The following is a 26,190-nucleotide window of genomic DNA, read 5'->3' as shown; positions in this document are numbered from 1 at the left end:
CCTATATTATTCCGGAATGACTGCCGTTGCCTGGATCTCGATCTTGGCACGATCTTCGACGAGGGCGACAACCTGCACGGCGGCCATGGCCGGGAAGTGCCGGCCGATGATCTCGCGATAGGCCTGTCCGATCCCCTTCAGATTGCCGAGATATTCCTGCTTGTCGGTGAAATACCAGGTCATCGAGGTGATGTGCTTCGGCTCGGCGCCGCCTTCCGCAAGAATTGCAACGACATTCTTCAGCGTTTGGCGCACCTGCTCGACGAAATCGTCGCTTTCGAATTCGCAGGCGGCATTCCAGCCGACTTGGCCGCCGACGAACACCATGCGGCCCGTGGCCGCCATGCCATTGGCATAGCCGATCGGCTTGGCCCAGCCCTCAGGTTGCAGGATGGTGTGCATCGGTCGTCTCCAGATGAGAGGTCAGTACGGCGCGGATATCCTCCGGCCATTCAAGGGATTTATGCGTATCGAGCGAAGTGGCGACGACGCGGTGCTTGGCCGTCCACAGCACATGGCCGTTTGCCGAAACCTGGTGTTCGAGATCGAGCGAGGAGCGGCCGACACCACGGACTGCAAGGACGAATTCGAGATCGTCACCCTGCAGGCCCGGCTTGATGAAGGTCAGATCGAGCCGCACGGTGGGGACACCGATGCGGCGGTCGTCGATCAACTTTCGCCAGGAGAAGCCGATCGAGGCGAAATAGTCTTCCAGCACCCCGACAAGGATGTTCAGATAGGATGGGAAATAGGCGATCCCCGAGGGATCGCAATCTCCGAAGCGCAGAGGTCTGGTGATCTTGAATGCCAAGGCGGGCCTCAGTTCGAAAAGGCGGCGATGCCGGTGATGGCGCGGCCGAGAATGAGGGCGTGGATGTCGTGCGTGCCCTCATAGGTGTTGACCACTTCGAGGTTGACGAGATGGCGCGCAATGCCGAACTCATCCGAAATGCCGTTACCCCCCAGCATGTCGCGGGCAGCGCGGGCGATATCCAGCGCCTTGCCGCAGCTGTTGCGCTTGAGGATGGAGGTCAGCTCGACCGGCGGATGGCCTTCTTCTTTCATGCGGCCGAGACGCAGGCAGCCCTGTAGGCCGAGCGTGATTTCCGTCACCATGTCGGCAAGCTTCTTCTGGATCAGCTGGTTGGCGGCGAGGGGACGGCCGAACTGCTTGCGGTCGAGCACATATTGGCGCGCCCTGGCATAGCAATCCTCGGCGGCGCCGAGCGCACCCCAGGCAATGCCGAAGCGTGCGGAGTTGAGGCAGGTGAAGGGACCCTTCAGGCCGGATACATTCGGCATCAGGTTTTCTTCGGGCACGAACACATTATCCATCACGACTTCGCCCGTTATGGAGGCGCGCAGGCCTACCTTGCCGTGAATGGCGGGGGCGGACAGGCCCTTCCAGCCCTTTTCAAGGATGAAGCCGCGGATAAGACCATCCTCGGTCTTCGCCCAGACGACGAAGACATCGGCGATCGGCGCGTTCGAAATCCAGGTCTTGGCGCCGGTCAGGCTATAGCCGCCATCGACCTTCTTTGCGCGTGTGACCATCGAGCCCGGATCGGAGCCATGGTTCGGCTCGGTGAGGCCGAAGCAGCCGATCCATTCGCCGGTCGCCAGCTTCGGCAGGTATTTCTGCTTCTGCGCTTCCGAACCAAAGGTCTCGATCGGCACCATGACGAGCGAGGACTGCACGCTCATCATCGAGCGGTAGCCGCTGTCGACGCGCTCGACCTCGCGAGCAATCAGGCCGTAGGCGACATAGCTGAGGCCGGCGCCGCCATATTCGGGAGAAATCGTCGGGCCAAGCAGGCCGAGCTCGCCCATTTCGCGGAAGATCGCCGGATCGGTCTTTTCATGGCGGAAGGCTTCGAGGACGCGGGGCGCGAGCTTTTCCTGCGCGTAGGAATGCGCGGTATCCAGCACCATGCGTTCGTCGTCGCTCAGCTGCTCCGTCAGCCGGAACGGGTCGGCCCAGTCGAAAATCTCGCGGCTCATGCTGGTATCTCCCATTAATTGGTCTTCAAAAGTTCGCGCGCGATGATGAGTTTCTGAACTTCTGTTGCACCTTCATAGATGCGAAGCGCGCGGATCTCCCGATAGAGTTTTTCCGTTATCTCGCCCGATTTCACGCCGCGCCCGCCAAAAAGCTGGACGGCGCGGTCGATGACATTTTGCGCGGTTTCCGTCGCAGTCATCTTGGCCATGGCGGCTTCGCGCGTCGTCGGTAAGCGCTGCACGTCGCGGCGCCAGGCCGCCCGGTAGGTGAGCAGTGCCGCCGCGTCGATGCCGGTCGCCATATCGCCGAGGGCGGCCTGCGTCAACTGAAGGTCGGCCAACGCCGCGCCGAACATCGGACGTGACCGCGCATGGGCAAGCGATTCATCGAGCGCGCGACGGGCAAAGCCGAGGCCGGCAGCGGCGACAGAGGCGCGGAAGATATCGAGCGTGCGCATGGCGATCTTGAAGCCTTCGCCTGACGCGCCGAGGCGGCGCGATGCGGGAATGCGGCAATTATGAAAACGGATCGTCGCCAGTGGATGCGGCGCGATCACTTCGATGCGCTCGGCAATCGAGAAGCCGGGATCGTCGGCAAAGACGACGAAGGCCGAGATGCCTCGGGTTCCCGGCGCTTCGCCGGTGCGCGCGAAGACGGTGTAAACGTCGGCAATGCCTCCATTGGAAATCCAGGTCTTCTCGCCGTCGAGGACATAGTGATCGCCATCGGGGCGGGCAGCGCAGCTCATCGCGGCCACATCGGAGCCGGCATCCTTTTCCGACAGCGCAAAGGCGGCGAGCCATTCGCCGGAGCGCACCTTGGGCAGGACGGTCGAGCGCAATTCGGGCGAGCCGGAAAGGCCGATGGCGCCGGTGCCGAGCCCCTGCATGGCAAAGGCGAAATCGGCAAGGCCGTCATGCCAGGCCAGCGTTTCGCGGGCGAGGCAGACCATGCGGGAATCGATCAGCGGTTCGCTGTCGGACGAACCGGTCGCGGCAGTCAGCAGCCCGGCTTCGCCCAGCGCCTTGACCAGCTTCCGGCATGCGCCATCGACATCGGCATGATCGATCGATGCCATGACGCCGGACTTTGCGAAGGCATCGACCTCGACGGCGAAACGGTGGTGGCGCTCCTCGAAGAAGGGCCAATCCAGGTGATCGCGGGTCGGGCCGGGGAGGCTGCTTGCTGTGGACATCAGCTCAATCCCCCTGGAATTCAGGCCGGCGCTTGGTCGCGAAGGCTTCGAAAGCGCGGCGGAAATCTTGCGTCGCCATGCAGATCGCCTGCGCCTGCGCTTCGGATTCGATCATTTCGTCAATGCCCATCGCCCATTCCTGGTTCAGCATGGTCTTGGTCATGCCGTGCGCGAACCATGGGCCGTCGGCCAGCGAGCGGGCGAGTTTGAGCGCTTCGTTTTCGAGCTCGGCGCTAGCGTGCAGGCTGTTATAGAAGCCCCAGGCTTGTCCTTCCGCAGATGTCATCGAGCGGCCGGTGAAGAGAAGCTCGGCGGCGCGGCCCTGGCCGATGATGCGGGGCAGGATACCGCAAGCGCCCATGTCGGCACCGGCAAGGCCGACGCGGGTAAAGAGGAAGGCTGTCTTGACCTCCGGTGTCGCGAGCCTCAGATCAGAGGCCATGGCAAGAATGGCGCCGGCGCCGGCGCAGATGCCGTCCACTGCCGAGATGATCGGCTGCGGGCATTTGCGCATCGCCTTGACGAGATCGCCGGTCATGCGTGTGAAGGCCAGAAGCTCGGGCATCGCCATGCGCGTCAGCGGCTCGATGATCTCGAAGACATCGCCACCGGAGGAGAAATTGCCACCCGCGCCCGTCAGCACGATGGCGCGGATATCCGATGCGTAAACGAGGTCGCGGAACAGATCGCGCAGTTCGGCATAGCTATCGAAGGTCAGTGGGTTCTTACGTTCTGGGCGGTTCAGACGGATGGTGGCGACGCGGCCATCTTCGCTGACATCCCAGAGGAAGTGCTCAGGCTTGTAATCCTTGAAGGGCTTCAGATGCCCCTTCATCGTCATGTCCCGATCGCTCATCCCTCAAACCTCCCCACCAGCAACCGCAATTGCCTGACCATTGATCGATGCCGCAGCGGGTGAGGCCAGCCAGAGCACGGCATCGGCGACCTCTTCCGGCTTGACGAGGCGTCCCTGCGGATTGGATTTCGTGAATTCGCCGAGCGCCTGTTCGGCCGTTCGACCGGTCTTGGCGACGATGGTTTCGATCGAGCGCTGGATGATCGGCGTGTCGGTGAAACCGGGGCAGACGGCATTGACCGTGATGCCGGTCTTCGCCAGTTCCAGTGCGAGCGAGCGCGTCAGGCCGACGACACCGTGCTTGGCGGCGACGTAAGCCGAGACGTACCCATATCCCTTCAAGCCGGCCGTCGAGGCTATGTTGATGATGCGCGCGCCGGGACCGTAAGCCTTCAGGTCGGTAAGGGCTGCCTGCGTCACCACGAAGACACCTGTCAGGTCAACCGAGAGGAGGTGGTTCCAAGCCTCGAGGCTCGTCTTCTCGAAGGCTGCGCTCGGTGCCTCGCCGGCATTGTTGACAAGGATATCGACTGGGCCAAATTTTTCGCGGGTTTTGGCAAGGCCCTGGGAGACGGCTTCAGGGCTGGTGACATCGAAGCCATCGACCACGAATGCCTGGGTGCCGATTTCGGCGGCAACCGCTTCCAGCGGTTCGTGGCGGCGACCGGCTAGACTGATACGCGCGCCCTCGGCGGCAAGCGCCCTGGCGATCGCGGCACCGATGCCGCTGCCGGCCCCGGTGATAAGGGCGTGACGGCCGGCGAGTTTGCCCGAAATCGTCATTTCATCCTCATTTAGTCGGTGCTGCCATGGCTGCGCGGGCAAGGTTGGTTTCATACTGCGTCTTGCCGGAAAGATATTGCTTCGGCCAGGGAATGGAAGTCAGGCCGATCTTGGCGGCTTCATGCAGCGCCCAGGCGGGGTCCGCCAGATGCGGGCGGGCAACGGCGCAGAGATCGGCGCGGCCTGCGGCGATGATCGAATTGGCGTGGTCAGCTTCCGAGATCGCGCCGACGGCGATCGTCGGGATGCCGATCTCGTTGCGGATCTTGTCGGAGAAGGGTGTCTGGAACAGGCGGCCATAGACGGGCTTTTCCTGCTTCGACACCTGGCCCGAAGAGCAGTCGATGAGGTCAGCGCCGGCCTCCTTGAACATTCGGGCAAAGATAGCCGCATCTTCCGGCGTGTTGCCTCCGTCAGTCCAGTCGTGGCAGGAGAGACGAACGGAGATCGGCTTGTCCGCTGGCCAGATGGCGCGCATTGCCCTAAAGACCTCCAGGGGATAGCGGGCGCGGTTTTCGTGACTGCCGCCATATTCGTCGTCGCGCAGATTGGTGAGCGGCGACAGGAAGCTCGAGAGCAGATAGCCGTGGGCGCAATGCAGTTCCAGCCAGTCGGCGCCGGTCTCAATGGCGAGCTCGGTCGAGCGGATGAAGTCGGCCTTGACGCGCTCCATATCGGCGCGGTCCATGGCCTTCGGCACTTGGCTGTTCTTGAGGTAGGGGATTGCTGATGCCGAGATCAGCGGCCAGTCGCCTTCGGGGAGCGGCTGGTCGATGCCTTCCCAGGCAAGCTTCGTCGCGCCCTTGCGGCCGGCGTGGCCGAGCTGGATGCCGACTTTGGCGGCGCTGTTCGTGTGAACGAAATCGACGAGGCGCTTCCATTGCGCGACCTGTTCCTCGTTCCAAAGGCCAAGGCAGCCGGGCGTGATGCGGGCGTCCGGTGTCACGCAGGTCATTTCCGCGAAGATCAGCCCTGCGCCTCCAAGCGCGCGAGAGCCGAGATGGACGATGTGGAAATCGTTCATCACGCCATTGTCAGCTGAGTACATCGCCATAGGAGACATGACGATGCGGTTGATAAGTTGGACATCGCGCAGTCGGTAGGGCGTGAACATCGGCGGCAGGCAGCGATCGTTGCCGACGTCGAGGCCGGATTTTTCGGCGAACCAGCGCTCATAGCCTTCGAGCCAGGTCTTGTCGCGCAGCCGCAGATTTTCATGGCTGATGCGCTGCGAGCGAGTCAGCATCGAATACATGAACTGCGGCGGCTCGAGCGTATCGGCATAGCGGCGGCCGACGACTTCGAACCATTCCATCGCATTGCGCGCGGCGTTCTGAATGCGGGCGACATCGACGCGGCGGATTTCCTCGTAGGTTTCGAGAACGGCTGGTATCTTGTCCTTCTCGTGCCCGCGGTTCTGGAATTGCCGCGTCAGCTCGATCGCGTCATCGATGGCAAGCTTGGTGCCGGAGCCGATGGCGAAATGCGCGGTGTGGGCGGCGTCGCCCATCAGCACGACATGGGAATTGCCGTTGAAATGACTCCATTTGCCGCAGATCAGGCGGTTGAAGTTCAGCCATGCCGAGCCGCGGATATGGCGGGCATTGGTCATCAGTGAAGCGCCTTCGAGCACTTCGGCGAACAGGTTTTCGCAGAAGGCGATGGAGCCGTCCTGATCCATCCTGTCGAGGCCATGGGCGAGATAGGCCTCTTCCGTCGTCTCGACGATGAAGGTCGAGGTCTTGTCGTCAAACTTGTAGATATGCGCCTGGAACCAGCCGTGATCGGTGCGGCGGAAATCGAAGGTGAAGGCGTCGAAAAGCTTGTTGGTGCCGAGCCAGATATAGCGGTTCGGCCGGGTGATCATGTCAGGCTGGAAGACTTCCGGATAATGATTGCGGATCTTGGAATTGAGGCCGTCCGAGCCGATGATCAGATCGGCGTCGGGATAGTCGAGGTCGGAATTGACCTCCGTCTCGAAGATCAGCTCGACGCCGAGTGCTTCGCAGCGGCGTTGCAGAATGTTCAAAAGCTTCTTGCGGCCGATGCCGACGAAGCCGTGGCCCGTGGTGCGCTGGCGCGTGCCCTTGAACAGGACTTCGATATCGTCCCAATGGTTGAAGGCATCCTCGATTTCGGTGGCGCTTTCCGGATCCCATTCGCGCATGGACACCATGGTCGCATCGGAGAAAACGACGCCCCAGCCGAAGGTGTCATAGGGACGGTTGCGCTCGACGACGCGGATGGAGTGTTCAGGATGGAGCTTCTTCATTAGAAGCGCGAAGTAGAGCCCTGCGGGGCCGCCGCCGATACAGACGATGCGCATCGCTTTCCCTCCTTATTCGGCTGGAGCCGACCTCAAAATAATTTAAGTTTAAAATATCTTGTTGGAGCCATTCGTCAAGGCTTTTCCTGCTCCAATATGCAGCCTGTAGGCACTCATAATAGCAGGAAAATCGAAAATAGCCTTTTTGAATCAATCAGAAGCCAAAAATATTTTAGGCTTAAAATTTCTTGCTTGAACATTGCAGCCTTCGGTGCGATCTTTTTTAGCAATGCCACATGCGCCGAGGGGAAACGGCTGTCGTGGCGATCGATCGATAAGAATGTGGGAGCAAGGCAATGCTGGGACCGACCGGTCATACCGATACATTCACGCGAGACAATCTGCCCCCTTTCGACCAATGGCCGGAACTGCGGATGGAGGGTTTCGATTATCCGGAATGGTTGAATGCCGGCTTCGAACTCAGTGACCGGATGGTCGAAAAGGGTTTCGCCGATCACGTGGCCCTGATCGGTAATGGCCGTCGTCGCACCTACAAGGAACTGGCGGACTGGACCAATCGCATCGCCCACGCGCTTGTCGAGGATTTCGGCGTCAAGCCGGGCAATCGCGTTCTCATCCGCTCCGGCAACAACCCAGCCATGATTGCCTGCTGGCTGGCGGTGACGAAGGTCGGTGCCGTCGCCGTCAATACCATGCCGATGCTGCGGGCCGGAGAGCTTTCGAAGATCATCGACAAGGCGGAGATCTCGTTTGCGCTTTGCGATACGAGGCTGCTGGAGGAACTCGTCACAGCCGCCAAAGACAGTCGGTTCCTGAAGCAGGTCGTCGGCTTCGACGGCACCGCCAACCATGATGCCGAACTTGACCGGATCGCACTCAACAAGCCCGTTCGCTTTGAGCCGGTCAAAACCGGGCGTGATGATGTGGCGCTGCTCGGCTTCACCTCGGGCTCGACGGGTGTGCCGAAGGCCACCATGCACTTTCATCGAGATATCCTGATCATTGCCGACGCCTATGCCAAGGAAGTCCTGCAGGTGACGCCGGACGATGTCTTCATCGGCTCGCCGCCGATCGCCTTCACCTTCGGGCTCGGCGGTCTCGTCGTCTTCCCCTTGCGCTTCGGCGCATCGACGGCGCTGCTCGAAAACGCCTCGCCGAAGAACATGGTCGAGATCATTCAGGAGTACGGCGCGACCATCAGCTTCACCGCGCCGACAGCCTATCGCGCCATGCTGGCAGCGATGGAAGAGGGGGCGGATCTGTCTTCACTTCGTATCGCCGTTTCGGCCGGCGAGACGCTGCCAGGCCCGATTTTCGAGGAATGGACGCGCAAGACCGGCAAGCCCATCCTCGATGGCATCGGCTCGACCGAGATGCTGCATATCTTCATTTCCAACCGCCTGTCCGACGCCAAGCCGAACTGCACGGGCAAGCCGCTGACGGGCTATGAGGCCCGCGTTGTCGATGACGATATGAACGAGGTTCCGCGTGGGGTTATCGGCAAACTCGTCGTTCGCGGGCCGATCGGCTGCCGCTATCTCGCCGACCACAGACAGGCCGACTACGTGCGAGATGGCTGGAACCTGACGGGCGACAGCTTCATTCAGGATGAGGACGGCTATTTCCATTTTGCCGCCCGTTCCGACGACATCATTCTTTCGGCCGGTTATAATATTGCCGGACCGGAAGTAGAAGCAGCCCTTCTTTCGCATGCCGATGTGCTGGAATGTGCCGTCGTCGGCAAGCCCGACGAGGAAAGGGGCCATATCGTGCAGGCGCATGTGGTGCTGGCACCCGGCATCGTTGCCTCGGATCTGCAGGTTCGCAAGCTGCAGGATCATGTGAAGGCGGTCATCGCGCCCTACAAATATCCGCGTTCCATTATCTTCGTCGAAGCTCTGCCGAAGACGGAATCGGGCAAGATACAGCGTTTCCGCCTGCGCAACTGAACGTCCGAGTGCTTATCAGGCAGCGTTTTCCTGGCCCGTCTCGCGACCGAGCCAATGCGGATCGATTTCCGGCAGGGGAATGGCGTCGAGCAGCATTCGCGTATAGGCGGAAGCCGGCGCCGTGAAGACGCGCTCGCAATCGCCTTCCTCTTCGATCCGACCGTTACGCATGACGTAGACGCGGTCGCAGACCGCGCGAATGACGGAGAGATCGTGGCTGATGAACGCCATCGAGAGCCCGAGATCGCGCGAAAGTTCCTTCAGCAGATTGAGCACCTGTGCCTGGGTCGACACGTCGAGGCCGGAGACGATCTCGTCGGCCAGCACGAAATCCGGCTTCAGCAGGGCGGCACGCGCGATGCCGATGCGCTGGCGCTGACCGCCCGAGAGTTCATGCGGATTGCGGTCGAGGCAGGCCTGCGGCAACGTCACGCGCTCGAGGATTTCGGCAACCTGCCGCTCGGCCTCTTTCCGGTCAGAAGCCAGCCGATGCAGCAGTAACGGCTCGACAAGAATGTGGCGGATCGTGTGGCGCGGATTGAGCGAGGCCATCGGGTCCTGAAAGATCATCTGCATGCGACGACGCAGCGGTCTCATATCGGCATCAGGCAGATGTGTAATGTCTCGGCCGTCGAAACGGATAGTGCCCGCGTTTACGTCGATTAGCCGCAGCAGGGCGCGACCGAGTGTCGTCTTGCCTGAGCCGCTTTCGCCAACGATGCCCACGGTTTCGCCGCGGTTGATATCGATGTCGACGCCGTGCAGCACCTTGATGCCCAAGCCCGGCGGACCGAGAAGGTGCCGCTTGGCGCCATAGGTGACCTCGATGCCTCTGGCCGAAAGGAGAGTATCGGAAACGCTCATCGGCTTCCCTCCGGAATGCCGATCTCGCGGCGCAATTGTTCGAAAACGGCTTGCGGCACCGGCGTCAGCCCGGCATCCGGTCGGTCATAGCGCGGCCCGGCCGATATCAAGGATTTCGTGTAGATATGCTTGGGATGCGTCAGCACGTCACTCGTGCGTCCGTCTTCGATCACCTTGCCGGCGTAGAGCAGGGTCACACTGTCGCAGATCTGGGCGACGACGCCGAGATCGTGGGTGACGAAGATGACGGCAGTGCCATGCGCTTCCTGCAGACCGCGGATCAGCCGCAGGATCTGCTTCTGCACGGTGACGTCGAGCGCGGTGGTCGGCTCGTCGGCCACGACCAGCTTCGGCTCCAGCGCGAAAGCGGCGGCGATCAGGATGCGTTGGCGCATGCCGCCGGATAATTCGTGGGGATAGGCGCGAAGTACACGCTCGGGATCACGGATATGCACTTCTTCCAGCAACTTCAGTGCCCGCCGTCGGGCGTCGCCTGATGACAGGCGCCGTTTCAACCGCAGGCCGTCGGTCAGTTGCGCTTCGATGCGCCGGCCGGGATTGAGGGCCGTTTGCGGGTCCTGAGGGATCAGCGAGATTTCGCTGCCCATGATGTCTCGCAATTCCCTGGCGGAGAGTGTGAGCAGGTCGCGGTTCTCGAACAATATCGAGCCGTTTGTGATGCGGACGCTGCGCGGCAGGATGCCGAGCAAGGCTTTGGCGATGGTGGATTTTCCGGCGCCGCTTTCGCCGACAAGACCGCGCACTTCGCCGCGCGTGAGCGTCAGGGAAACATCGCGCAGGATCGGTGCGCCGCCGTCGCGGTCGGATATGGCACTGAGGCCCGTCATGGAGAGAAGTGGAGATGTCATCGGCGCATCACCGGATCGAGGGCGCGGCGCAGACCGTCACCGAGTTGATTGAAGGCAAGCACCGTCGCAAACAGCGCGATCAGCGGTACGACCAGTACCCACCAGCCTTGATAGATCATCTGCCGCCCTTCGGCGATCATGCCGCCCCAGGTCGGCGTATCGGAAGCGACCGACAGGCCGACGAAGGACAGGATGGCTTCGACGATGACGGCGATGCCCATTTCCAGGCTGACGAGAGCGATCAGCACCGGCGTCACATTGGGCAGGATTTCGCTGAAGAGGATTCTGGCCCGCGAAAAGCCGATCGTGTGCGCGGCGGTCACATAATCCATCCGCGCCTGCGCCTGCGTTTCCGAGCGCACGACACGGCAGAAGCGCGTCCAGTCGATGATGACGATGGCCGCGATGACCGAGTGCACGCCGGAACCGAAGACCGCAACCAGCAGAATCGACAGCAGCACCGGCGGGAAGGCCATCCAGATATCGACGAGGCGGGAGATCGCCTTGTCGATCCAGCCGCCATACCAGCCGGCGAGAAGGCCGAGCAGCGTGCCGATCAGGGCCGCAAGCCCGGCCGCGACGAAGGCGACCGTGAGAGCGATGCGTGTGCCGAAGATGGCGCGCGACAGCACGTCGCGGCCGAGATCGTCGGTGCCGAATAGGAAGCCCGGATCGGAACCCTCGATCCATGCCGGCGGTAAGGTGCCGGACATCAGATCCTGCTCCAACGGGTCCTTCGGTGCGATATAGGGAGCAAAAATCGCGAGGATGAGGAGGATGAGGATGAAGCCGCCGCCAAAGATCACCTTTGGCTCGGCGAGCAGCGCGCGCAAACGTTTCGCCATTCTGAAGGGTGATTGCGGCATCGCGGGCGAGGTAACGTCAGCCATGAGCGAGCCTCGGATTGAAGGCCGCGACCAGCAGATCGACCGCCAGATTGACGAGAATGAAGAGGGCGCCGAAGACCAGCACCAGCCCCTGGATCAGCGGCAGGTCGCGGTTGATGACGGCATCGATCGCCATGTTGCCGATGCCGGGATAGGCGAAGATGCGCTCGACGATGACGGTGCCGCCGATCAGGAAGGTGAATTGCACGCCGGTCAGCGCGATCGTCGGGCCGACGGCATTGCGCAGCGCCTCCTGCAGCACCAGCCGCAGCTCGGACATGCCCTTAAGTTTGGCAAGCAGAATATAGTCCTGCACCATGGCCTCGGAGAGAGCGGCCTTCAACACGCGGGCGATGATGGCGGCGAGCGGCAGGCCGAGCGCCAGGACCGGCATGACCATATGGGCGCAGATATCGGCGAAGATCGCAAACCGAAACGTTACGAGGCTTTCGATGAGATAGAAGGGCGTTGCGAATTGCGCGTCGATGCCCGGATCGATGCGTCCGGAGAGCGGGAAAAGCGGAAAAAGAACGCCGAGGACAAGGACCAGCGCCAGCGCCCAGACAAAATCCGGAACAGCCAGCAAAAGGCCGTTCAGGCTGTCGATCACGGGTTCGAAAATCGTGCGGCGGGCGAGCGTGCCGACAATGGCAACCGCGCCGCCGAGAAGAACCGCCAGGACGAGCGCGGCAAAGGCAAGCTCCAGCGTTGCGGGAAGGCGCTCGCCGAGCAGGGAGAGCACATCGCGCTTCAGGGAGATCGATGTACCGAAATCGCCTATCAGGACCGATTTCAGCCAGAGCCAGAATTGCGTAGTCAGGCTCGCATCGAGCCCGTAATGGGCGCGCAGCGCGGCGATGTCGGCAGGGCTTGCGCCCGGCGAGATCATCATCGCGATCGGATCGCCCGGCACGACGCGCAGCAGGACGAAGACGATCACCGCCACTCCGAGGAGGGTGATCGCAGCCATGATCAGCCGGTTGAGAATGGAGACTGCTATCATGCGTTATGAGTTCCGATCCACGGCTATGGCGCTGAAGAGTCCTAAGCCCCTCATCCGCCCTCCTGTGCCTGTCGAAGGGGAAAGAGGCACCTGCAGCCTACCCCTAACGACTTGTTCCGGCGAGGATACAAAGGTCGTTCCCTCTCCCCGCCCCTTCGACAAGCTCAGGACCGGGAGAGGGCTAGGGTGAGGGGCAAGGCTGCACGATCAAAGCTTGACGCATCAAGCCTTCGACACCAGCGTCGGCTGCAGGGCGCCGGAAACGTTTGGCGTAACCTTCAGGCTCGATTTATAGATGATCGGCTGGGCATATTGCAGCAACGGGATCACGTAGCCCTGCTCGGCGATATATTTGATCGCCGCTTTCCAGCCGGCGATGCGCTTGGACTCGTCCTTTTCCACCCAGAGCGGCCCCAACATGTCGTCGACATCCTTGGTTTTCCAGGCTGAGTGCGGCGAGGGGCCGAACATGGCGAAGCCGGTCGAGGTGGTGGGATCGCCGATGGCGTTGCCCCAGTTGTAGAAGGCGGCAGGGCCGAGCTGGTGAGCGGCGCGCAACTCGTAATGCTTGGCGATTTCATAGACTTCGATCTCAGCCTCGATACCGACCTTGCGCCACATGCCGACGATCGCCTGGATCATCTCGTAATCCTTCGGCTTGAAGCCGCGGGTCGTCTTGATGGTGAATTTCACCGGCTTGTCCGGCGAATAGCCGCTGGCAGCCAGGAGCTTTTTGGCCTGTTCCGGATCGTAAGGGATTTTGACTGACGCGTCGTAGGCTTCGTACTCCGGCGCCTCCAGTGTCGATAGCGGCTTGCCGTAGCCGCGCAGCAGCCGCTTGATGATCGCTTCCTTGTCGATCGCCATATTAGCGGCGAGACGGACATTCTTGTCGAGCATCGGATCGACATTGCTGATGAAGATCATGCCGATATCGGAGATTGGGGTGGCGACGCCCGCAAGACCGGATTTCTTTTTCAGCCGGTCAAAATCCTCATAGGGGATTTCCAGCGTCACGTCGGACGAGCCGGACTCGATCTCGGCGACACGGCTTGTCGTATCCGGCACGAACTTGAAGATGACGGTATCGAAGGCCGGCTTGCCGCCGAAATAGTTCGGGTTTGCCTTCAGGCGCAGATAGGAATTGCCCTCATAAGCATCGACCATATAGGGGCCGGTGCCGATCGGCTTCTTTTCGAAGCCCTGCGCGCCCACCTTGGTGTAATAGTCCTTGGGCAAGACATAGCCGGTGAGAAAGGCCATCCATTTGAAATAGGTCGGCTCGAAACGGACGACATCGCCGGTGATGCGGTTGCCTTCCACCTTGTAATTGTTGGCGGTCGACCAGATGAACTGGATCGGGTTGCCGGTGTCCTGCTTGGCGGCGCGCTCCAGCGACCAGACGACGTCATCCGGTGTAAACTTGGAGCCGTCGTGCCAGGTCACACCTTCGCGAACGTCCATCCAGACTTTTGTCTTGTCATCGTTCCAGCCCCAGGCCGTCAAAAGGCCCGGCTGGAACTTCAGGTCCGGTCCCTGGCCGATATACTGGTCGAAGATCGAGCGATAGATCGCCTGGATCGTCGGATTAACGGCCGACGGGCCTGTCGTCGGATCGAAAGAGGGCAAATTGACGTTGAAAGCGATGGTCAGTGTGCCGGCTTCCGCTGCTTCCACAGGCGTTCTGCCGGCTAAAATCCCAGTCATGAATGCGGCTGCGCCGAGGCTCAGGGCCTCGCGCCGAGTAAGCGTTGTCATGGTCACTCCGTTCCCCTGTTAAGCGACAGAAAAGCATGACGCCCAACTGCCGCTGGCGATTTATTGTCGGAATGTTTTAATCTTAAAATACATATTTTGGAGCGGCAAGCGCTTTCTCTGGTGCTTCCGTAAAATCCCGGTCAGCAATTCTTACTCGGCTTCACATGTCCGCATAAATTTTATGCATATGCATATATTTGAGTGCAACGGAGATATCCGAACCAACAATATCGGCTGGTGACAGCGTATTGCCTGCGCGGCTGATATCGCAAAATGATGCGGCGATATCGCATAATTGTTCGTTGACAGTTCAAGGAAGTTCAAAATATGATTTTGCAAATGATTTAAAACAAGCCCGCAAGGGCAAAGGGGTAACGTCATGGCCGAGCGATCGTTTGCGCGCGAGGTCGAGGATCTGAAGCTCGGGGAAGGCGATATCTTCCGCGGCGAGGGTATTCTCGCGATCACCAAGGCACTTCTGCAATCCGGTGTCTCCTATGTCGGCGGCTATCAGGGATCGCCGATCTCGCATCTCATGGACGTGCTGGCGGACGCCAAGGACGTGATGCAGGATCTGGGCGTCCATTTCGAGACCTCGGCCTCGGAGGCTGCTGCTGCTGCCATGCTCTCCGCCTCCGTCATGTATCCGGTGCGCGGCGCCGTCACCTGGAAATCAACGGCGGGCACCAATGTCGCCTCCGATGCGCTTTCCAACCTGTCTTCGGGCGGGGTGACTGGCGGCGCGCTCATCATCATCGGCGAGGATTATGGCGAGGGTTCCTCGATCATGCAGGAGCGCAGCCATGCCTATGCAATGAAATCGCAGATGTGGCTGCTCAATCCGCGCCCTAACCTGCCGTCGATCGTGCAGGCGGTGGAAGAGGGCTTCGAGCTTTCGGAAGTGTCGAACACGCCCGTCATGCTGCAGGTCGGGATCCGTAGCTGTCATGTCCATGGCCAGTTCGTCGCCAAGGACAACAAGCGGCCGGCCTATACGCTGAAGCAGGCGCTGGAAAATCCGGTTCGCGACGTCAACCGTATCGTCCTGCCGCCGGCCTCCTTCCTGCATGAGAAGGAAAAGCTGGAGAAGCGCTGGCCGGCTGCCGTTGACTTCATCAAGAAACGCCAGCTCAACGAGTATTTCGGCCCCTCGGAGGGCGATGTCGGCATCATCCTGCTTGGCGGCATGTATAATAGCGTGCTGCGCGCGCTGCAGCAGCTCGGCCTTGCCGATGTCTACGGCAACTCCGCCGTGCCGCTTTATGTCTTGAATGTCGCCTATCCGCTTGTGGATGACCAGATCGCTGAGTTCTGCGCCAGCAAGAAGGCGGTGCTGATGGTGGAGGAGGGGGCGCCCGAATATATCGAGCAATCCCTAAATACCATCCTGCGCCGCCGCGATATCCAGACCAAGGTCGCTGGCAAGGACGTGCTGCCGATGGGCGGCGAATATACCGCGCCCGTATTGATGAAGGGCATCAAGAACTTTCTGGAAGTTCACCAGCGTGTGCTGCTCGGCAACCAGCCACCGCTGCCGGATCCGACGCCTGTTCTCAACGACCCGAAGATCAAGGCGCTAGCCGAAGTCGTGCCGCCGCGGCCGCCCGGTTTCTGTATCGGCTGTCCGGAGCGGCCGATCTTCGCTGCCATGAAGATGGTCGAGGGCGAACTCGGCCAGCATCATATCTCCGGCGACATCGGCTGCCACCTCTTCTCGATCCTGCCGCCCTTCAATATCGGCAGCACGACCATGGGTTACGGGCTGGGACCGGCCGCGGCCTCAGCCTTCAATGTCGAAGCCGACAAGCGCGTGATCTCCGTCATGGGCGACGGAGGCTTCTGGCACAACGGGCTTGCGACCTCGGTCGGCAATGCCGTCTTCAACAAGCAGGATGGCGTCATCCTCGTCGTCGACAACTATTACTCGGCGGCGACCGGCGGGCAGGACATACCCTCTTCGCGCGCTCTCAATCCGCGCCGCAAGACCAACAATTCCATCGTCAATGCCGTCAAGGGCATCGGCGCGACCTGGGTGCGTCAGATCGATCGGACCTATGATGTCGCGAAGATGCGCGATACGCTGCGCGAGGCTCTGACCTCGAAGGAGCCGGGGCCGAAGATCATCGTTGCCTCCTCGGAATGCATGCTCAACAAGCAGCGCCGCGTGAAGCCGCAATTCGCGAAGGCTGTCAAGGACGGTAAGCGCATGGTCAAGGAACGCTTCGGCGTGGACGAGGATGTCTGCACCGGCGATCACGCCTGCATCCGCCTTTCCGGCTGTCCTTCGCTGTCGGTCAAGCATACCGATGATCCGCTGAAGGACGATCCGGTGGCGGCGATCGACAATAATTGCGTGGGATGCGGCAATTGCGGCGAGGTCTCGGAGGCGGCGGTGCTCTGTCCCTCCTTCTACCGGGCCGACATCATTCACAACCCGACGGGTTGGGATCGGTTCGTCGCCCGCATGCGTTCCAGCATCATCGGCTGGCTGCAGGCGCGTCGCCGCGCTGGCCGCATCGTCTTTTCAGATTGAGAGGGCGAGATGAACGAACATGTGAGCATGAATGATCTCGGCGCTGCCAGGCTTTCTACGGATAAGCCGCTGTCGCTCGCCATTCTCGCCATGGGCGGGCAGGGTGGCGGTGTCCTGGCCGACTGGATCGTCGGCCTTGCCGAAGCCGAAGGCTGGATGGCGCAGACGACCTCTGTGCCCGGCGTTGCCCAGCGAACGGGCGCGACGATCTATTATATTGAAATGCTGCCTGCGAAGGATGGCCACGCGCCGATCTTCTCTCTGATGCCGACGCCGGGCGATGTCGATGTCGTCATGGCGGCCGAGTTGATGGAGGCTGGCCGCTCCGTGCTGCGCGGCCTCGTCACGCCGGACAAGACGCTGCTGATCGCCTCGACGCATCGCTCCTTTGCCGTTGCGGAAAAGGAAAAGCCGGGCGATGGCATCGGCAATGCCGAGGTGGTAGTCGACGCTACGGATTTCGCCGCCAAGCGCACCATCGCCTTCGATATGGAAACGATGGCTGTCAGGAACGGCAGCGTGATTTCCGCTTCCATGTTCGGCGCATTGGCCGGCTCCGGTGCATTGCCGTTCGGCAAGCAGGCTTTCGAGGCGATGATCCGCGCCGGCGGCAAGGGTATCGAGCCCAGCCTCAAGGCGTTCAATGCCGCCTTCGACCGGGTCAAGGAGAAGCCGCGTGATGCGGTTTCCGCGACGCCACCGAAGCATTTCGATGCCCTGCCTGAGACGGCGGGTCATCCGGCCTTGGATCGCCTCGTCAACCGCATCCGCTCCGAATTTCCGGAGGTTGCCTGGCCGCTATTGTTTGCAGGCGTCAAGAAGCTGACCGATTATCAGGATCCGGCCTATGCCGATGAGTATCTGAGCCGCGTCGCGGCACTCCAAGCGCTGGATCGCAAGACCGGCGGCGCGACCAAGGACTTCGCCTTCACCGTACAGGCGGCGAAATATGTGGCCGTTGCCATGGCTTATGACGACGTCATACGCGTTGCCGATCTGAAGGTGCGTGGCTCGCGCTTCGAGCGCGTGCGCAAGGAAGTCGGCGCCAAGGACGACCAGATCGTCTACATGACCGAATACATGCATCCGCGCATGGATGAGGTCTGCGGCACGATGCCGAAGGGCATCGGTCTTTGGATCGAAAGCCGGCCGCGCCTCTTTGCCCGACTGGATCGCTTCATCAACAAGGGGCGGCGCGTGCAGACCGGCACGTTGTTTTGGTTCCTCGGCCTCTACATGGTCTCGGCGTTGCGGCGCTTCCGTCGCGGCACGCTGCGGCATGCGCGCGAGGTGGAGCATCGCGAGGCCTGGCTGGCAGCCGCATCCAATCTGCTGGCTGCGAATTACGATCTTGCCGTCGAGGTGCTCGGCAATCGCCGCCTCGTCAAAGGCTATTCCGATACGCATGCACGCGGTCTTTCCAAGTTCGATCGTGTCATGTCGGCGCTGCCGCTCCTGCGCGAGCGTGAGGATGGAGCCGCGTGGATGCGACGGCTGCGGCAGGCTGCACTTCTGGACGAAAAGGGTACGGCGCTCGACGGAGCGCTCAAAACGGTCGGGACACTCTGACACGACCACGCCGGACGCAAATAATATCGGCCAAGACCGACAATTCCAAAAGGGAACAGTCGCATGGACACTCTTCGAAATGGCGCTGCGAAGGACCTTTCAAGTCCTCGCGGCGGTGAGATCTCGCATGCCAGAAGCCTCGTCGTCGTGCTCATTTGCTGGCTGGCGATCTTTGCGGAGGGCTACGATGTCGGCGTTCTCGGCGCCATTCTGCCGGCGCTGTCCACCGACAATGTTTGGCACCTCACGCCGCTCCAGCTCGGGGCCATGGGCAGCTACACCGTCTTCGGCATGCTTGTCGGTGGCATTGTCGTCGGTACGCTCAGCGATCTCTACGGCCGCAAGCCGATGTTTCTCGCCTGCCTTTCGCTATTCGCCGTCTGCACGGCTGTCACCGCATGGTCACCGACGCCGACATGGTTCGGTGTCAGCCGTTTTGCCGCCGGTCTTGGCCTCGGCGGCATCATTCCGTTGGCGGCGGCGCTAACCATCGAATATTCGCCGACCGCGAAGAAGAATCTCAATTACGGCATCATGTATTCCGGCTATTCGCTGGGCCTGTTTGCCGCTGCGCTCGTCGGTAGATGGTTATTGCCGGATTATGGATGGCGGCCGGTCGTTCTTATCGGCGCGCTCCCGGTATTGTTCGTGCCTATTATGGCATGGTTGCTGCCCGAGTCGCTTGATTTCCTCGTTGCGAAGGGGCGAGGCGAGAATGCGAGGCGGCTTGCTGCCCGGCTTGGCGTTCCCGTCCCTGCGGGAAGCGCGCCCCGTGAAACCGGCCTCGGCTGGCGCGCCGTGTTGGGCGAGATCTTTTCGCCGAGAAACGCCTTCGCCACCGCCTGCTTCTGGATCGCACTGTTCATGGGGTTGCTCCTCGTCTACGGGCTGGCCCAGTGGCTGCCGCAGATCATGCGCAAGAGTGGTTATGATCTCGGCGACAGCCTGCTCTTCCTCGCCGTCTTCAGCTTCACCTCGGCGATCGGCGGCATCGTGCTTGGCCAATGGGCGGATCGTTTTGGCGTGCGGTTGACCGTGACGCTATCCTATCTGCTTGGCGCCGTCGGTATAGCGCTTCTCGCTTTCAAGGGATCCATCTGGCTGAACTACACGGTCGTCGCCATTGCCGGTTTCGGCACGGTTTCGGCATCGCTGATCCTCACCGGCTATCTTGCCGCTTATCTGCAGCCTTTCGTGCGGGCAGCCGGCACCGGCTGGGCGCTGAGCTTTTCGCGCATCGGCGCGCTTTCCGGCCCCTTGATGGGTGGATACATCGCCAGCCTGAATGTCGGCCCGGAATGGAATTTCTATATTTTCGCCATTGTTGCCGCCATCGCGGCATTGGCAACGGCGTTGATACCGAACAGGCGGTGATCCGAACCGGAGCGGAATCTATCAGGCCGCTCAGATCTCGTGCTTCCTGATATTGTGCAGCACCTTATGCAGGGTCGAGATGAAGGTGCGGTATTCTGCTTCATCGACGCCGTCGAACATCTGCAGGAAGAGGTCGTACATGGTCGGCCACACCTTCTCGAAGGCGGCGCGGCCCTCCTCGGTGATGGAGACATCGCGGATGCGCATGTCTTCGGCGCGCGGCTGGCGGCGGATGTAGCCCTGCTGCTCGAGGGAATCCAAAGTGCGGCTCATCGTCGATTGTTCGGTCACCGCAAAGACGGAGAGCTCGTTGATGGTGACGCTGGACGAGACGCTGAGAACGGCAAGCGCGCGCATCTTGGCGGTCGTCATATCGTATTCGCGCAGCTCTTCCGAAAGATTGGCGTTCCAGCGCGCCATCAGCCGGTTCATGAGATAAGGCGCGAAGTGATTGAGGCCGATTTCGCCCATGGTCGGGCGCTTCGCGTTCTCATCCCGCTTGCGCCTCAAAATGGTGCCTGAAAACCGTTCCTCCATCGACGAAACTCCTCCTCCGGAAACGTGTTACTTCAGCGATGATGCAAGCAGGAAGCCGGAGCCCCCACCAAGGCCCGCACCGGGATGCGCCGAAGCGCCGATGTGGTAGAGGCCCGATATGTGGGTGCGGTGGTTAACAGATGACTTGAAAGGACGCCAGATGAAAAGCTGGTCGATGCCGCAATAGCCGCCGTAGGGATCGCCGCCGACAAGGTTCATGTTCATCGCCTCCAGATCGCCAGGAGAATAGGCGCGGCGCGCGAGTTTTATGCCGGAGAAGTTCTCGATATGGCTGGATAGAAGCGCCTCAATCCGGTCGGCATAGCGCTCGCGCACCTCTTCCGTCCAGCGGCCGTCCCTTGGCGTTTCGATCTCGCCGGCGGCATCTCCCTTGATGTGGCGAGGCGCTTCGGGAAGCTGCAGCCAGAGGATCGACTTTCCTTCCGGTGCGCGGCTGGGATCAAGCGCGACAGGCTGCCCGACGCAGACCGTCGGTTCGGCCGGCAGAAGCCCGCGCTCACATTCGTTGGCGGCGCGCGAGACGCCGTCGAGGCCGGGGGTGAGGTGCAGCAGCGCCACCTGGCCGAGTTCGGCATTGGCCTTCCAGCGCGGCGGCTCGGACAGCGCATAGTGAATCTGCATATCGCCCTTGCCGTAGCGGTAGCTTGCAACGCCTGATTTGACCTCCGGCGGCAGCGGATCCGGCCAATCCTTCATCAGCCGCTCGTAAAGCTGGTTGGGTGTGACCGAGCAGATCACGCCGGCCTTTGCTCTCAAGGTTTCGCCATTCGCAAGACGTATCCCATCGGCACTGCGATTGGCGTCCGGAATGATGGCCTCGACATCGGCACTCACGCGAATCTCGCCGCCATTGTCGGTGATCAACCGTTCGAAGGCGGTCAGCAGTTTTTCGGCGCCACCCTTGACGATCGGCGCGCCGCCCAATTCCAATGCGAAGCCGATCACCTTCAGCATTTCGGCGGAATAGGCGCTTTCGGGCCCAAGGCCGCAATGAAGCACCCACGGCGCCCAGAGCGCATGGATATCCTCAGACCTGTAGCTGGTTTCGAGATAGCCGCGTGCCGGCGTCAAAGCATCGCCAAACCAGGCAGCGAGCTTGCGCAGGCCGCGGTTCCAGCCCTGCTTGCCGATGGTCTTGAGCATCGATCCCGACCACAATGCACCGCCGAGCAGCGAAAACAGGAATGGCGCATCTGCGGCCAGCGCATCCATTTCGCGCGCGAAGGTTTGCCCATCGCCGAGCGACAGTTCATCGAAGGTGGCGATATTGCGCCGCCGGTCCTTGGAAAAGATCACATGCGAACCGTCAGGCCTGAGCACGCCCGTGGGGAGGTCGGCATGGGCGAATTCCAGGCCTCGTGCCTCGAGATCCTTGCCGATGGCGCCATAGGCCGGCGAAGTGAGGAAAAGCACCATGGTCGTTGCCATGACGTCGTGGATGAAGCCGGGCTCGGTGATCTCCTCGGTGCGCAGGCAGCCGCCGATGCGGTCGTTGCGCTCGAGGACGAGAACCTTGTGCCCCTTTTTGCCGAGCATGGCGGCCGCGACGAGCGCATTTATGCCGCTGCCGACGATGATGTAGTCATGATCGCCCATTGCTGCCGCCCCTCACTGGCAAGATGAACAGAAAGGAGGAGCCTACCCCAGGCTCCTGCCTCTCCAGCCTATCATGCAATCAATGCCAGTGCGCGAACCGGTGAGCCGGTGCCCTTGACGAACTTCAACGGCGCAGCGATGAGAACAGCGCCCTTGGCCGGAAGCTGGTCGAGGTTCGAGAGGCTGGCGAGGCCATAGCGATTGGCCTTGTGCATGAGGTTGTGCGCCGGGAAAGGCGGGTTCATGCCGCCGGCGGAACCGGCATCGGTGCCGATGGTCTCCTGGCCCCAACCGATAATGCCCTTGGTGAGCAGATATTCGATCGCTTCGGCCGTCGGGCCGGGGGAATGCGGGCCGTTTTCATCGGCATTCAGGAAGGTCTCGGTCGAGCCGTTACGCTTGTACCAGTCGGTACGCAGCAGTACCCAGCTGCCGGCTTCGATCGCGCCGTTCTGGGCTTCCCATTCCTTGATGCTGTCGACCGTCAGCAAATAATCGGGGTTGGCGGCGGCTTCCTTGGAGCGGTCGATGACGTTGACCGGCGCCACAAAATTCTGCGGCGGAATGGTGTCCGTCGTGTTGTTCGGATGGTCCTTGCCAGTGATCCAGTGACAGGGCGCGTCGAAATGCGTGCCGGTATGCTCGCCGAGTTCCAGCCAGTTCCAGGCCCAGAAGGGGCCGTCCTGATTGTATTCGGAGATCGTATGGACCTTGACGTTCGGCGTGTTCTTGCCGAACTGTGGCGGCAGGTAGAGCACCGGAGTATCCGGACCGAGCGGCGCGGTGAGATCGACGACCTTGACGGAGCCCGAAAGAAGGGCCGAGGCGAGGCTGGCGAGTGTGGTGGCTGTCATATTTTGCGTTCCCCTTGTTGTTGCATGATCCATGCAAAGAGCCTTTTTGTGGGTCTTTTGTTCAGGATCAGGCATGAAGTCGGTATCGCCAGGCGTGGGGTGCCTTTCCTCCTGGCACCGGCTCCGCGCGGCGGCGGAATAAGGGGAGCCTATGTCACAATATATGATATTGCAAGCATTCCGCTCGGGTTCACGGAGCCAATTTTGACCTAAAATCGGCAGCGGTCATGAGTTTGTAAGCTGCTGAAGTAAAACAGCATTCGTCGAGTTAATTCGATGAAATGCTATCAATGGTTGCTTTTGCTTTCTGTGGTTCGCGCCAACAGATACTTGAAGCTTAAAACTCAAAATGTATGCATGTGATAATAATAATCACAAACCAAAAAGGGGCAGATGATGAGCTATGATGCGATCATAGTCGGGGCCGGTCACAATGGCTTGGCGGCGGCGGTACATTTGGCCGCCAAGGGCTGGAAGGTCGCCGTCATCGAAGGAAATGCAGAGCCCGGCGGCGCCGTCAAGACGCGCGAGCTGACGCTGCCCGGCTTCCGGCATGATCTTTGCGCCATGAACCTCTCCATGTTTGCCGGCTCGGCTTTCCTTGCGCAATACAAGAACGAGCTGCAGGCCGAAGGGCTGGGCTTTGTGCCGGCTGCGGATTGCTTCGCCAGCGTTTTTCGCGACAACACCTATCTCGGCGTCAGCACCGATCTGGAAAAGACCGCGGGAGCCATCGCCGATATCTCACCGCAGGATGCTGCAGCCTGGCGCAATATGCTCTCTACGTTCGGTGCGGATGCCCCGCATATTTTCGGCCTGCTCGGCTCGCCCATGCCATCCCTGGCCGCCGCCAGGGTTGTCTGGAAGGCTTGGCGCGAAAAGGGAATGGGCTGGATTTATGACACCGCGCGTATGCTCTTTGCCTCGCCGCGCGATTTTCTCGATGCCCGTTTCCAGAATACCAAGCTCAAGACGATGATGGCCGCCTGGGGTCTGCATCTCGACTTTGCGCCCGATGTCGCCGGCGGTGCACTGTTTCCCTATCTCGAATCCATGGCCAATCAGGCCTTCGGCATGGTGATCGGCAAGGGCGGAGCCGATACGATCATCAAGGCGATGGCGGCCGTGCTGACGAGCAAGGGTGGCGAGTTGATGCTGGGTACGCGCGTCGACAAGATCGTCACGTCAGGTGGAAAGGCGACGGGTGTCGTGCTAGCCGATGGGCGCCGCTACGAGGCGAAGCGGGCCGTTATCGCCAATGTCCATCCGCAGATCCTGTTCGGTAAGCTTCTGGACCAGGACCCGTCACGCCGGGAGTTCGACGGCAAGGTGTCCCGCTTCCGGGCCGGACCCGGCACGATGATGATCCATCTGGCGCTGTCTGGCCTTCCGGATTGGACGGCAGGCCAGGCGCTGCAGAATTTCGCCTATGTGCATATCGCGCCGGATCTCGAAATGATGTCGCGCGTCTATGCCGAGGCGATGGGCGGGCTTCTGCCGGCGGAGCCTGCGCTTGTGGTCGGGCAGCCGACGGCCATCGACCCGTCGCGCGCGCCGGCCGGACAGCATGTGCTCTGGATACAGGTGCGTGTCCTGCCGGCGGAATTCCGCGGCGATGCCGCCGGCGAGATCACCGGCACAAGCTGGAACGAGATCAAGGATGCTTATGCCGAGCGTGTCCTCGATATCATCGAGCGCTATGCCCCAGGCTTGCATGGCAAGATACTTGGCCGTTCAGTCTTTTCGCCCGTCGATCTCGAACGCGAGAACCCGAACCTCGTCGGCGGCGACAATCTCTCGGGCAGTCATCATCTCGACCAGAATTTCCTGTTCCGCCCCGTTGCCGGCTATTCGCGATACAGGACGCCCGTGGCATCGCTTTACATGTGCGGGGCTTCGACATGGCCGGGCGCCGGAACCGGCGCCGGCTCCGGCTTCATGCTGGGGAAAATGCTGGCAAAGTGACAGTTATGCGACTTGACGGCTAAACCTTTGACATTTCAAATATCGTCCCCTAGATCGCTTAGATTGATGATGCGGAATGATAGGCCGAGGCGACGTCATGACAGAGTCCGAGAGTGCAACCGTTGACCTGGAGATCATTGTTCAGGGAGCGCAGGAAGGCAAAAAACTGGAGCTGCGGCTCTGGCTGCGCATGCTTTCGACGACGAAGCTGATCTCGCAGGAAATCCGCCGCCGCCTGCGCAACGAGTTCGGCGCGACCTTGCCGCAATTCGACCTGATGGCGCAGCTTTATCGCGAGCGGGATGGTCTGCGGCTCGGGGAGCTTTCGAAGCGCACCATGGTCACCAACGGCAATGTCACCGGACTGGTCGAACGGCTGGAAGCGGATGGCCTCGTGCAGCGCGTGACGCCCGATGGCGATCGGCGCGTGACGGTCGCCAAGCTCACGGCGAAGGGCGAGACCCAATTCAGCGCCATGGCCGCCGCCCATGAAGGCTGGCTGCGCGACATGATGGCAGATGTGGAGCCCGCAATCGTTAGCGAACTGTGGCGGGATATCGGTGCGGTGAAGTCATCCGTCAGCAATCATCTTTCGGGTGTCGATTTCGATTAACGAGTCCGCTCGTCCTTGAATTTCTTTTCAAGCACGCTGACGAGGCGGACCATCGGCCAGAGCAGGATGATGTAGATCAGCGCGGCCATGATCAGCGGTGAGGGGTTGGCGTAGAAGCCTTGGGCGTTCTGCCCTTCTTTCAGCAGTTCCGGCAAAGCCACGGTCGAGGCGAGCGACGTATCCTTGAACATCGACACGCAATTGCTCGTCGTCGGTGGAATGACGATGCGGACGGCTTGCGGCAGCACCACCTTGTAGAGCGTGATCAGGAAGGGGATACCGAGGGCTGCGGCCGCCTCGAACTGGCCGCGCGGCACGCTTTCGATGCCTGAGCGGAAGACCTCGGCCGAATAGGCGGCCAGCGCGATCGAGAAGCCGAGGATTGCCGACCACCATGCGGAAAAGCTGATGCCGACGAAGGGTAGCGCGTAATAGATCAGGATCAGCACGACCAGCATCGGCATGGCGCGCATGATGTCGATATAGGCGATCATCAGGAGCTGCAGCGGCTTGGGGGCATAGAGGCGCACCAGGCTGACGACGAGGCCGCCGCTGACGCCGATCAGGATGCTGACCACGCCGAGGGCGATGGTCATCCAAAGCCCGCGTAGCAGCTGCGGGAAGGCCGAGATCATGACGTCGGAATTGAAGAAGGTATCGACGAAAGACATTGGC

At 61.1% G+C, this 26,190-nt stretch carries 22 protein-coding genes; 6 read left to right on the top strand and 16 right to left on the bottom strand.

Annotated elements, in window-relative coordinates:
• Nucleotides 1–6: 6 nt before the first annotated feature.
• Genes AC13RC_RS22240 through AC13RC_RS22210 form a run of 7 tightly spaced genes read right to left on the bottom strand, consistent with a single transcriptional unit; the run spans nt 7 to nt 7,162 of the window.
• Nucleotides 7–402 carry a RidA family protein gene (locus AC13RC_RS22240; protein ID WP_069611780.1) on the bottom strand — a complete coding sequence of 132 codons (396 nt, stop codon included), beginning with the start codon at nt 400–402 and terminating at the stop codon, nt 7–9.
• Nucleotides 380–811, bottom strand: a complete 432-nt coding sequence (locus tag AC13RC_RS22235) for an acyl-CoA thioesterase (protein ID WP_113330309.1) — start codon at nt 809–811, stop codon at nt 380–382. The genes AC13RC_RS22240 and AC13RC_RS22235 overlap by 23 nt, the downstream gene beginning before the upstream one ends.
• Before the next feature lie 8 nt (nt 812–819).
• Nucleotides 820–2,001, bottom strand: a complete 1,182-nt coding sequence (locus AC13RC_RS22230) for an acyl-CoA dehydrogenase (protein WP_113351660.1) — start codon at nt 1,999–2,001, stop codon at nt 820–822.
• A 14-nt stretch (nt 2,002–2,015) separates the two neighbouring features.
• Nucleotides 2,016–3,197, bottom strand: coding sequence for an acyl-CoA dehydrogenase family protein (locus AC13RC_RS22225; RefSeq protein ID WP_488558418.1), 1,182 nt, complete (start codon nt 3,195–3,197; stop codon nt 2,016–2,018).
• A gap of 4 nt (nt 3,198–3,201) precedes the next feature.
• A complete protein-coding gene (locus AC13RC_RS22220; RefSeq protein ID WP_488558417.1) occupies nt 3,202–4,053 on the bottom strand; it encodes an enoyl-CoA hydratase family protein in 852 nt (283 codons plus the stop codon).
• Nucleotides 4,054–4,056: 3 nt separating this feature from the next.
• Complete coding sequence (locus AC13RC_RS22215; protein ID WP_488558416.1) at nt 4,057–4,836, bottom strand: SDR family NAD(P)-dependent oxidoreductase; 780 nt, start codon at nt 4,834–4,836, stop codon at nt 4,057–4,059.
• Nucleotides 4,837–4,843: 7 nt separating this feature from the next.
• On the bottom strand, nt 4,844–7,162 hold the full coding sequence (locus AC13RC_RS22210; RefSeq protein ID WP_488558415.1) for a bifunctional salicylyl-CoA 5-hydroxylase/oxidoreductase: 2,319 nt from the start codon (nt 7,160–7,162) through the stop codon (nt 4,844–4,846).
• Nucleotides 7,163–7,458: 296 nt separating this feature from the next.
• On the opposite strand from AC13RC_RS22210, the gene AC13RC_RS22205 reads away from it, so the two are divergent.
• Nucleotides 7,459–9,072 carry an AMP-binding protein gene (locus AC13RC_RS22205; RefSeq protein ID WP_152092576.1) on the top strand — a complete coding sequence of 538 codons (1,614 nt, stop codon included), beginning with the start codon at nt 7,459–7,461 and terminating at the stop codon, nt 9,070–9,072.
• Nucleotides 9,073–9,087: 15 nt separating this feature from the next.
• Here AC13RC_RS22205 and AC13RC_RS22200 read toward each other — a convergent pair whose 3' ends face one another.
• From AC13RC_RS22200 to AC13RC_RS22180, 5 genes are all read right to left on the bottom strand, one after another.
• Complete coding sequence (locus AC13RC_RS22200; protein ID WP_488558414.1) at nt 9,088–9,936, bottom strand: ATP-binding cassette domain-containing protein; 849 nt, start codon at nt 9,934–9,936, stop codon at nt 9,088–9,090.
• Entirely contained in the window at nt 9,933–10,805 is an 873-nt protein-coding gene (locus AC13RC_RS22195) for an ABC transporter ATP-binding protein (protein ID WP_488558413.1), read from the bottom strand. Before AC13RC_RS22195 ends, AC13RC_RS22200 begins: the two co-directional genes overlap by 4 nt.
• Nucleotides 10,802–11,695, bottom strand: a complete 894-nt coding sequence (locus AC13RC_RS22190; RefSeq protein ID WP_145316226.1) for an ABC transporter permease — start codon at nt 11,693–11,695, stop codon at nt 10,802–10,804. The genes AC13RC_RS22195 and AC13RC_RS22190 overlap by 4 nt, the downstream gene beginning before the upstream one ends.
• Complete coding sequence (locus tag AC13RC_RS22185) at nt 11,688–12,695, bottom strand: ABC transporter permease (protein ID WP_145316228.1); 1,008 nt, start codon at nt 12,693–12,695, stop codon at nt 11,688–11,690. Before AC13RC_RS22185 ends, AC13RC_RS22190 begins: the two co-directional genes overlap by 8 nt.
• Nucleotides 12,696–12,917: 222 nt before the next feature.
• Complete coding sequence (locus AC13RC_RS22180; RefSeq protein ID WP_488558412.1) at nt 12,918–14,453, bottom strand: ABC transporter substrate-binding protein; 1,536 nt, start codon at nt 14,451–14,453, stop codon at nt 12,918–12,920.
• 379 nt (nt 14,454–14,832) lie between these two features.
• On the opposite strand from AC13RC_RS22180, the gene AC13RC_RS22175 reads away from it, so the two are divergent.
• The 3 genes from AC13RC_RS22175 (at nt 14,833) to AC13RC_RS22165 (ending at nt 19,929) form a co-directional block, all read left to right on the top strand.
• Complete coding sequence (locus AC13RC_RS22175; protein WP_488558411.1) at nt 14,833–16,986, top strand: thiamine pyrophosphate-dependent enzyme; 2,154 nt, start codon at nt 14,833–14,835, stop codon at nt 16,984–16,986.
• 9 nt (nt 16,987–16,995) lie between these two features.
• Complete coding sequence (locus tag AC13RC_RS22170) at nt 16,996–18,555, top strand: indolepyruvate oxidoreductase subunit beta family protein (RefSeq protein WP_488558410.1); 1,560 nt, start codon at nt 16,996–16,998, stop codon at nt 18,553–18,555.
• 63 nt (nt 18,556–18,618) lie between these two features.
• Nucleotides 18,619–19,929, top strand: a complete 1,311-nt coding sequence (locus AC13RC_RS22165; RefSeq protein ID WP_113420415.1) for an MFS transporter — start codon at nt 18,619–18,621, stop codon at nt 19,927–19,929.
• Between the two features lie 30 nt (nt 19,930–19,959).
• Here the strand turns inward: AC13RC_RS22165 and AC13RC_RS22160 are convergent, their stop codons facing one another.
• From AC13RC_RS22160 to AC13RC_RS22150, 3 genes are all read right to left on the bottom strand, one after another.
• On the bottom strand, nt 19,960–20,466 hold the full coding sequence (locus tag AC13RC_RS22160; protein WP_113231756.1) for a MarR family winged helix-turn-helix transcriptional regulator: 507 nt from the start codon (nt 20,464–20,466) through the stop codon (nt 19,960–19,962).
• A gap of 27 nt (nt 20,467–20,493) precedes the next feature.
• On the bottom strand, nt 20,494–22,083 hold the full coding sequence (locus tag AC13RC_RS22155) for a phytoene desaturase family protein (protein ID WP_488558409.1): 1,590 nt from the start codon (nt 22,081–22,083) through the stop codon (nt 20,494–20,496).
• A gap of 71 nt (nt 22,084–22,154) precedes the next feature.
• Complete coding sequence (locus AC13RC_RS22150; protein WP_113330294.1) at nt 22,155–22,937, bottom strand: cyclase family protein; 783 nt, start codon at nt 22,935–22,937, stop codon at nt 22,155–22,157.
• A gap of 393 nt (nt 22,938–23,330) precedes the next feature.
• Between AC13RC_RS22150 and AC13RC_RS22145 the strand changes: the two genes are divergently transcribed.
• Together AC13RC_RS22145 and AC13RC_RS22140 are read left to right on the top strand one after the other, a co-directional pair.
• Nucleotides 23,331–24,902, top strand: coding sequence for a phytoene desaturase family protein (locus AC13RC_RS22145; protein ID WP_488558408.1), 1,572 nt, complete (start codon nt 23,331–23,333; stop codon nt 24,900–24,902).
• A 97-nt stretch (nt 24,903–24,999) separates the two neighbouring features.
• On the top strand, nt 25,000–25,515 hold the full coding sequence (locus AC13RC_RS22140; RefSeq protein WP_145316239.1) for a MarR family winged helix-turn-helix transcriptional regulator: 516 nt from the start codon (nt 25,000–25,002) through the stop codon (nt 25,513–25,515).
• Here AC13RC_RS22140 and AC13RC_RS22135 read toward each other — a convergent pair.
• Nucleotides 25,512–26,186: an amino acid ABC transporter permease gene (locus tag AC13RC_RS22135; protein WP_488558407.1), complete on the bottom strand. Its 675-nt coding sequence runs from the start codon at nt 26,184–26,186 to the stop codon at nt 25,512–25,514. The genes AC13RC_RS22140 and AC13RC_RS22135 overlap by 4 nt on opposite strands.
• Between the last annotated feature and the right edge of the window lie 4 nt (nt 26,187–26,190).

Source organism: Martinezella sp. CNPSo 3890 (genome assembly GCF_057784455.1).
Note: the sequence above shows the minus strand (reverse complement) of the source record. Positions and strands in the feature narration are given on the sequence as shown.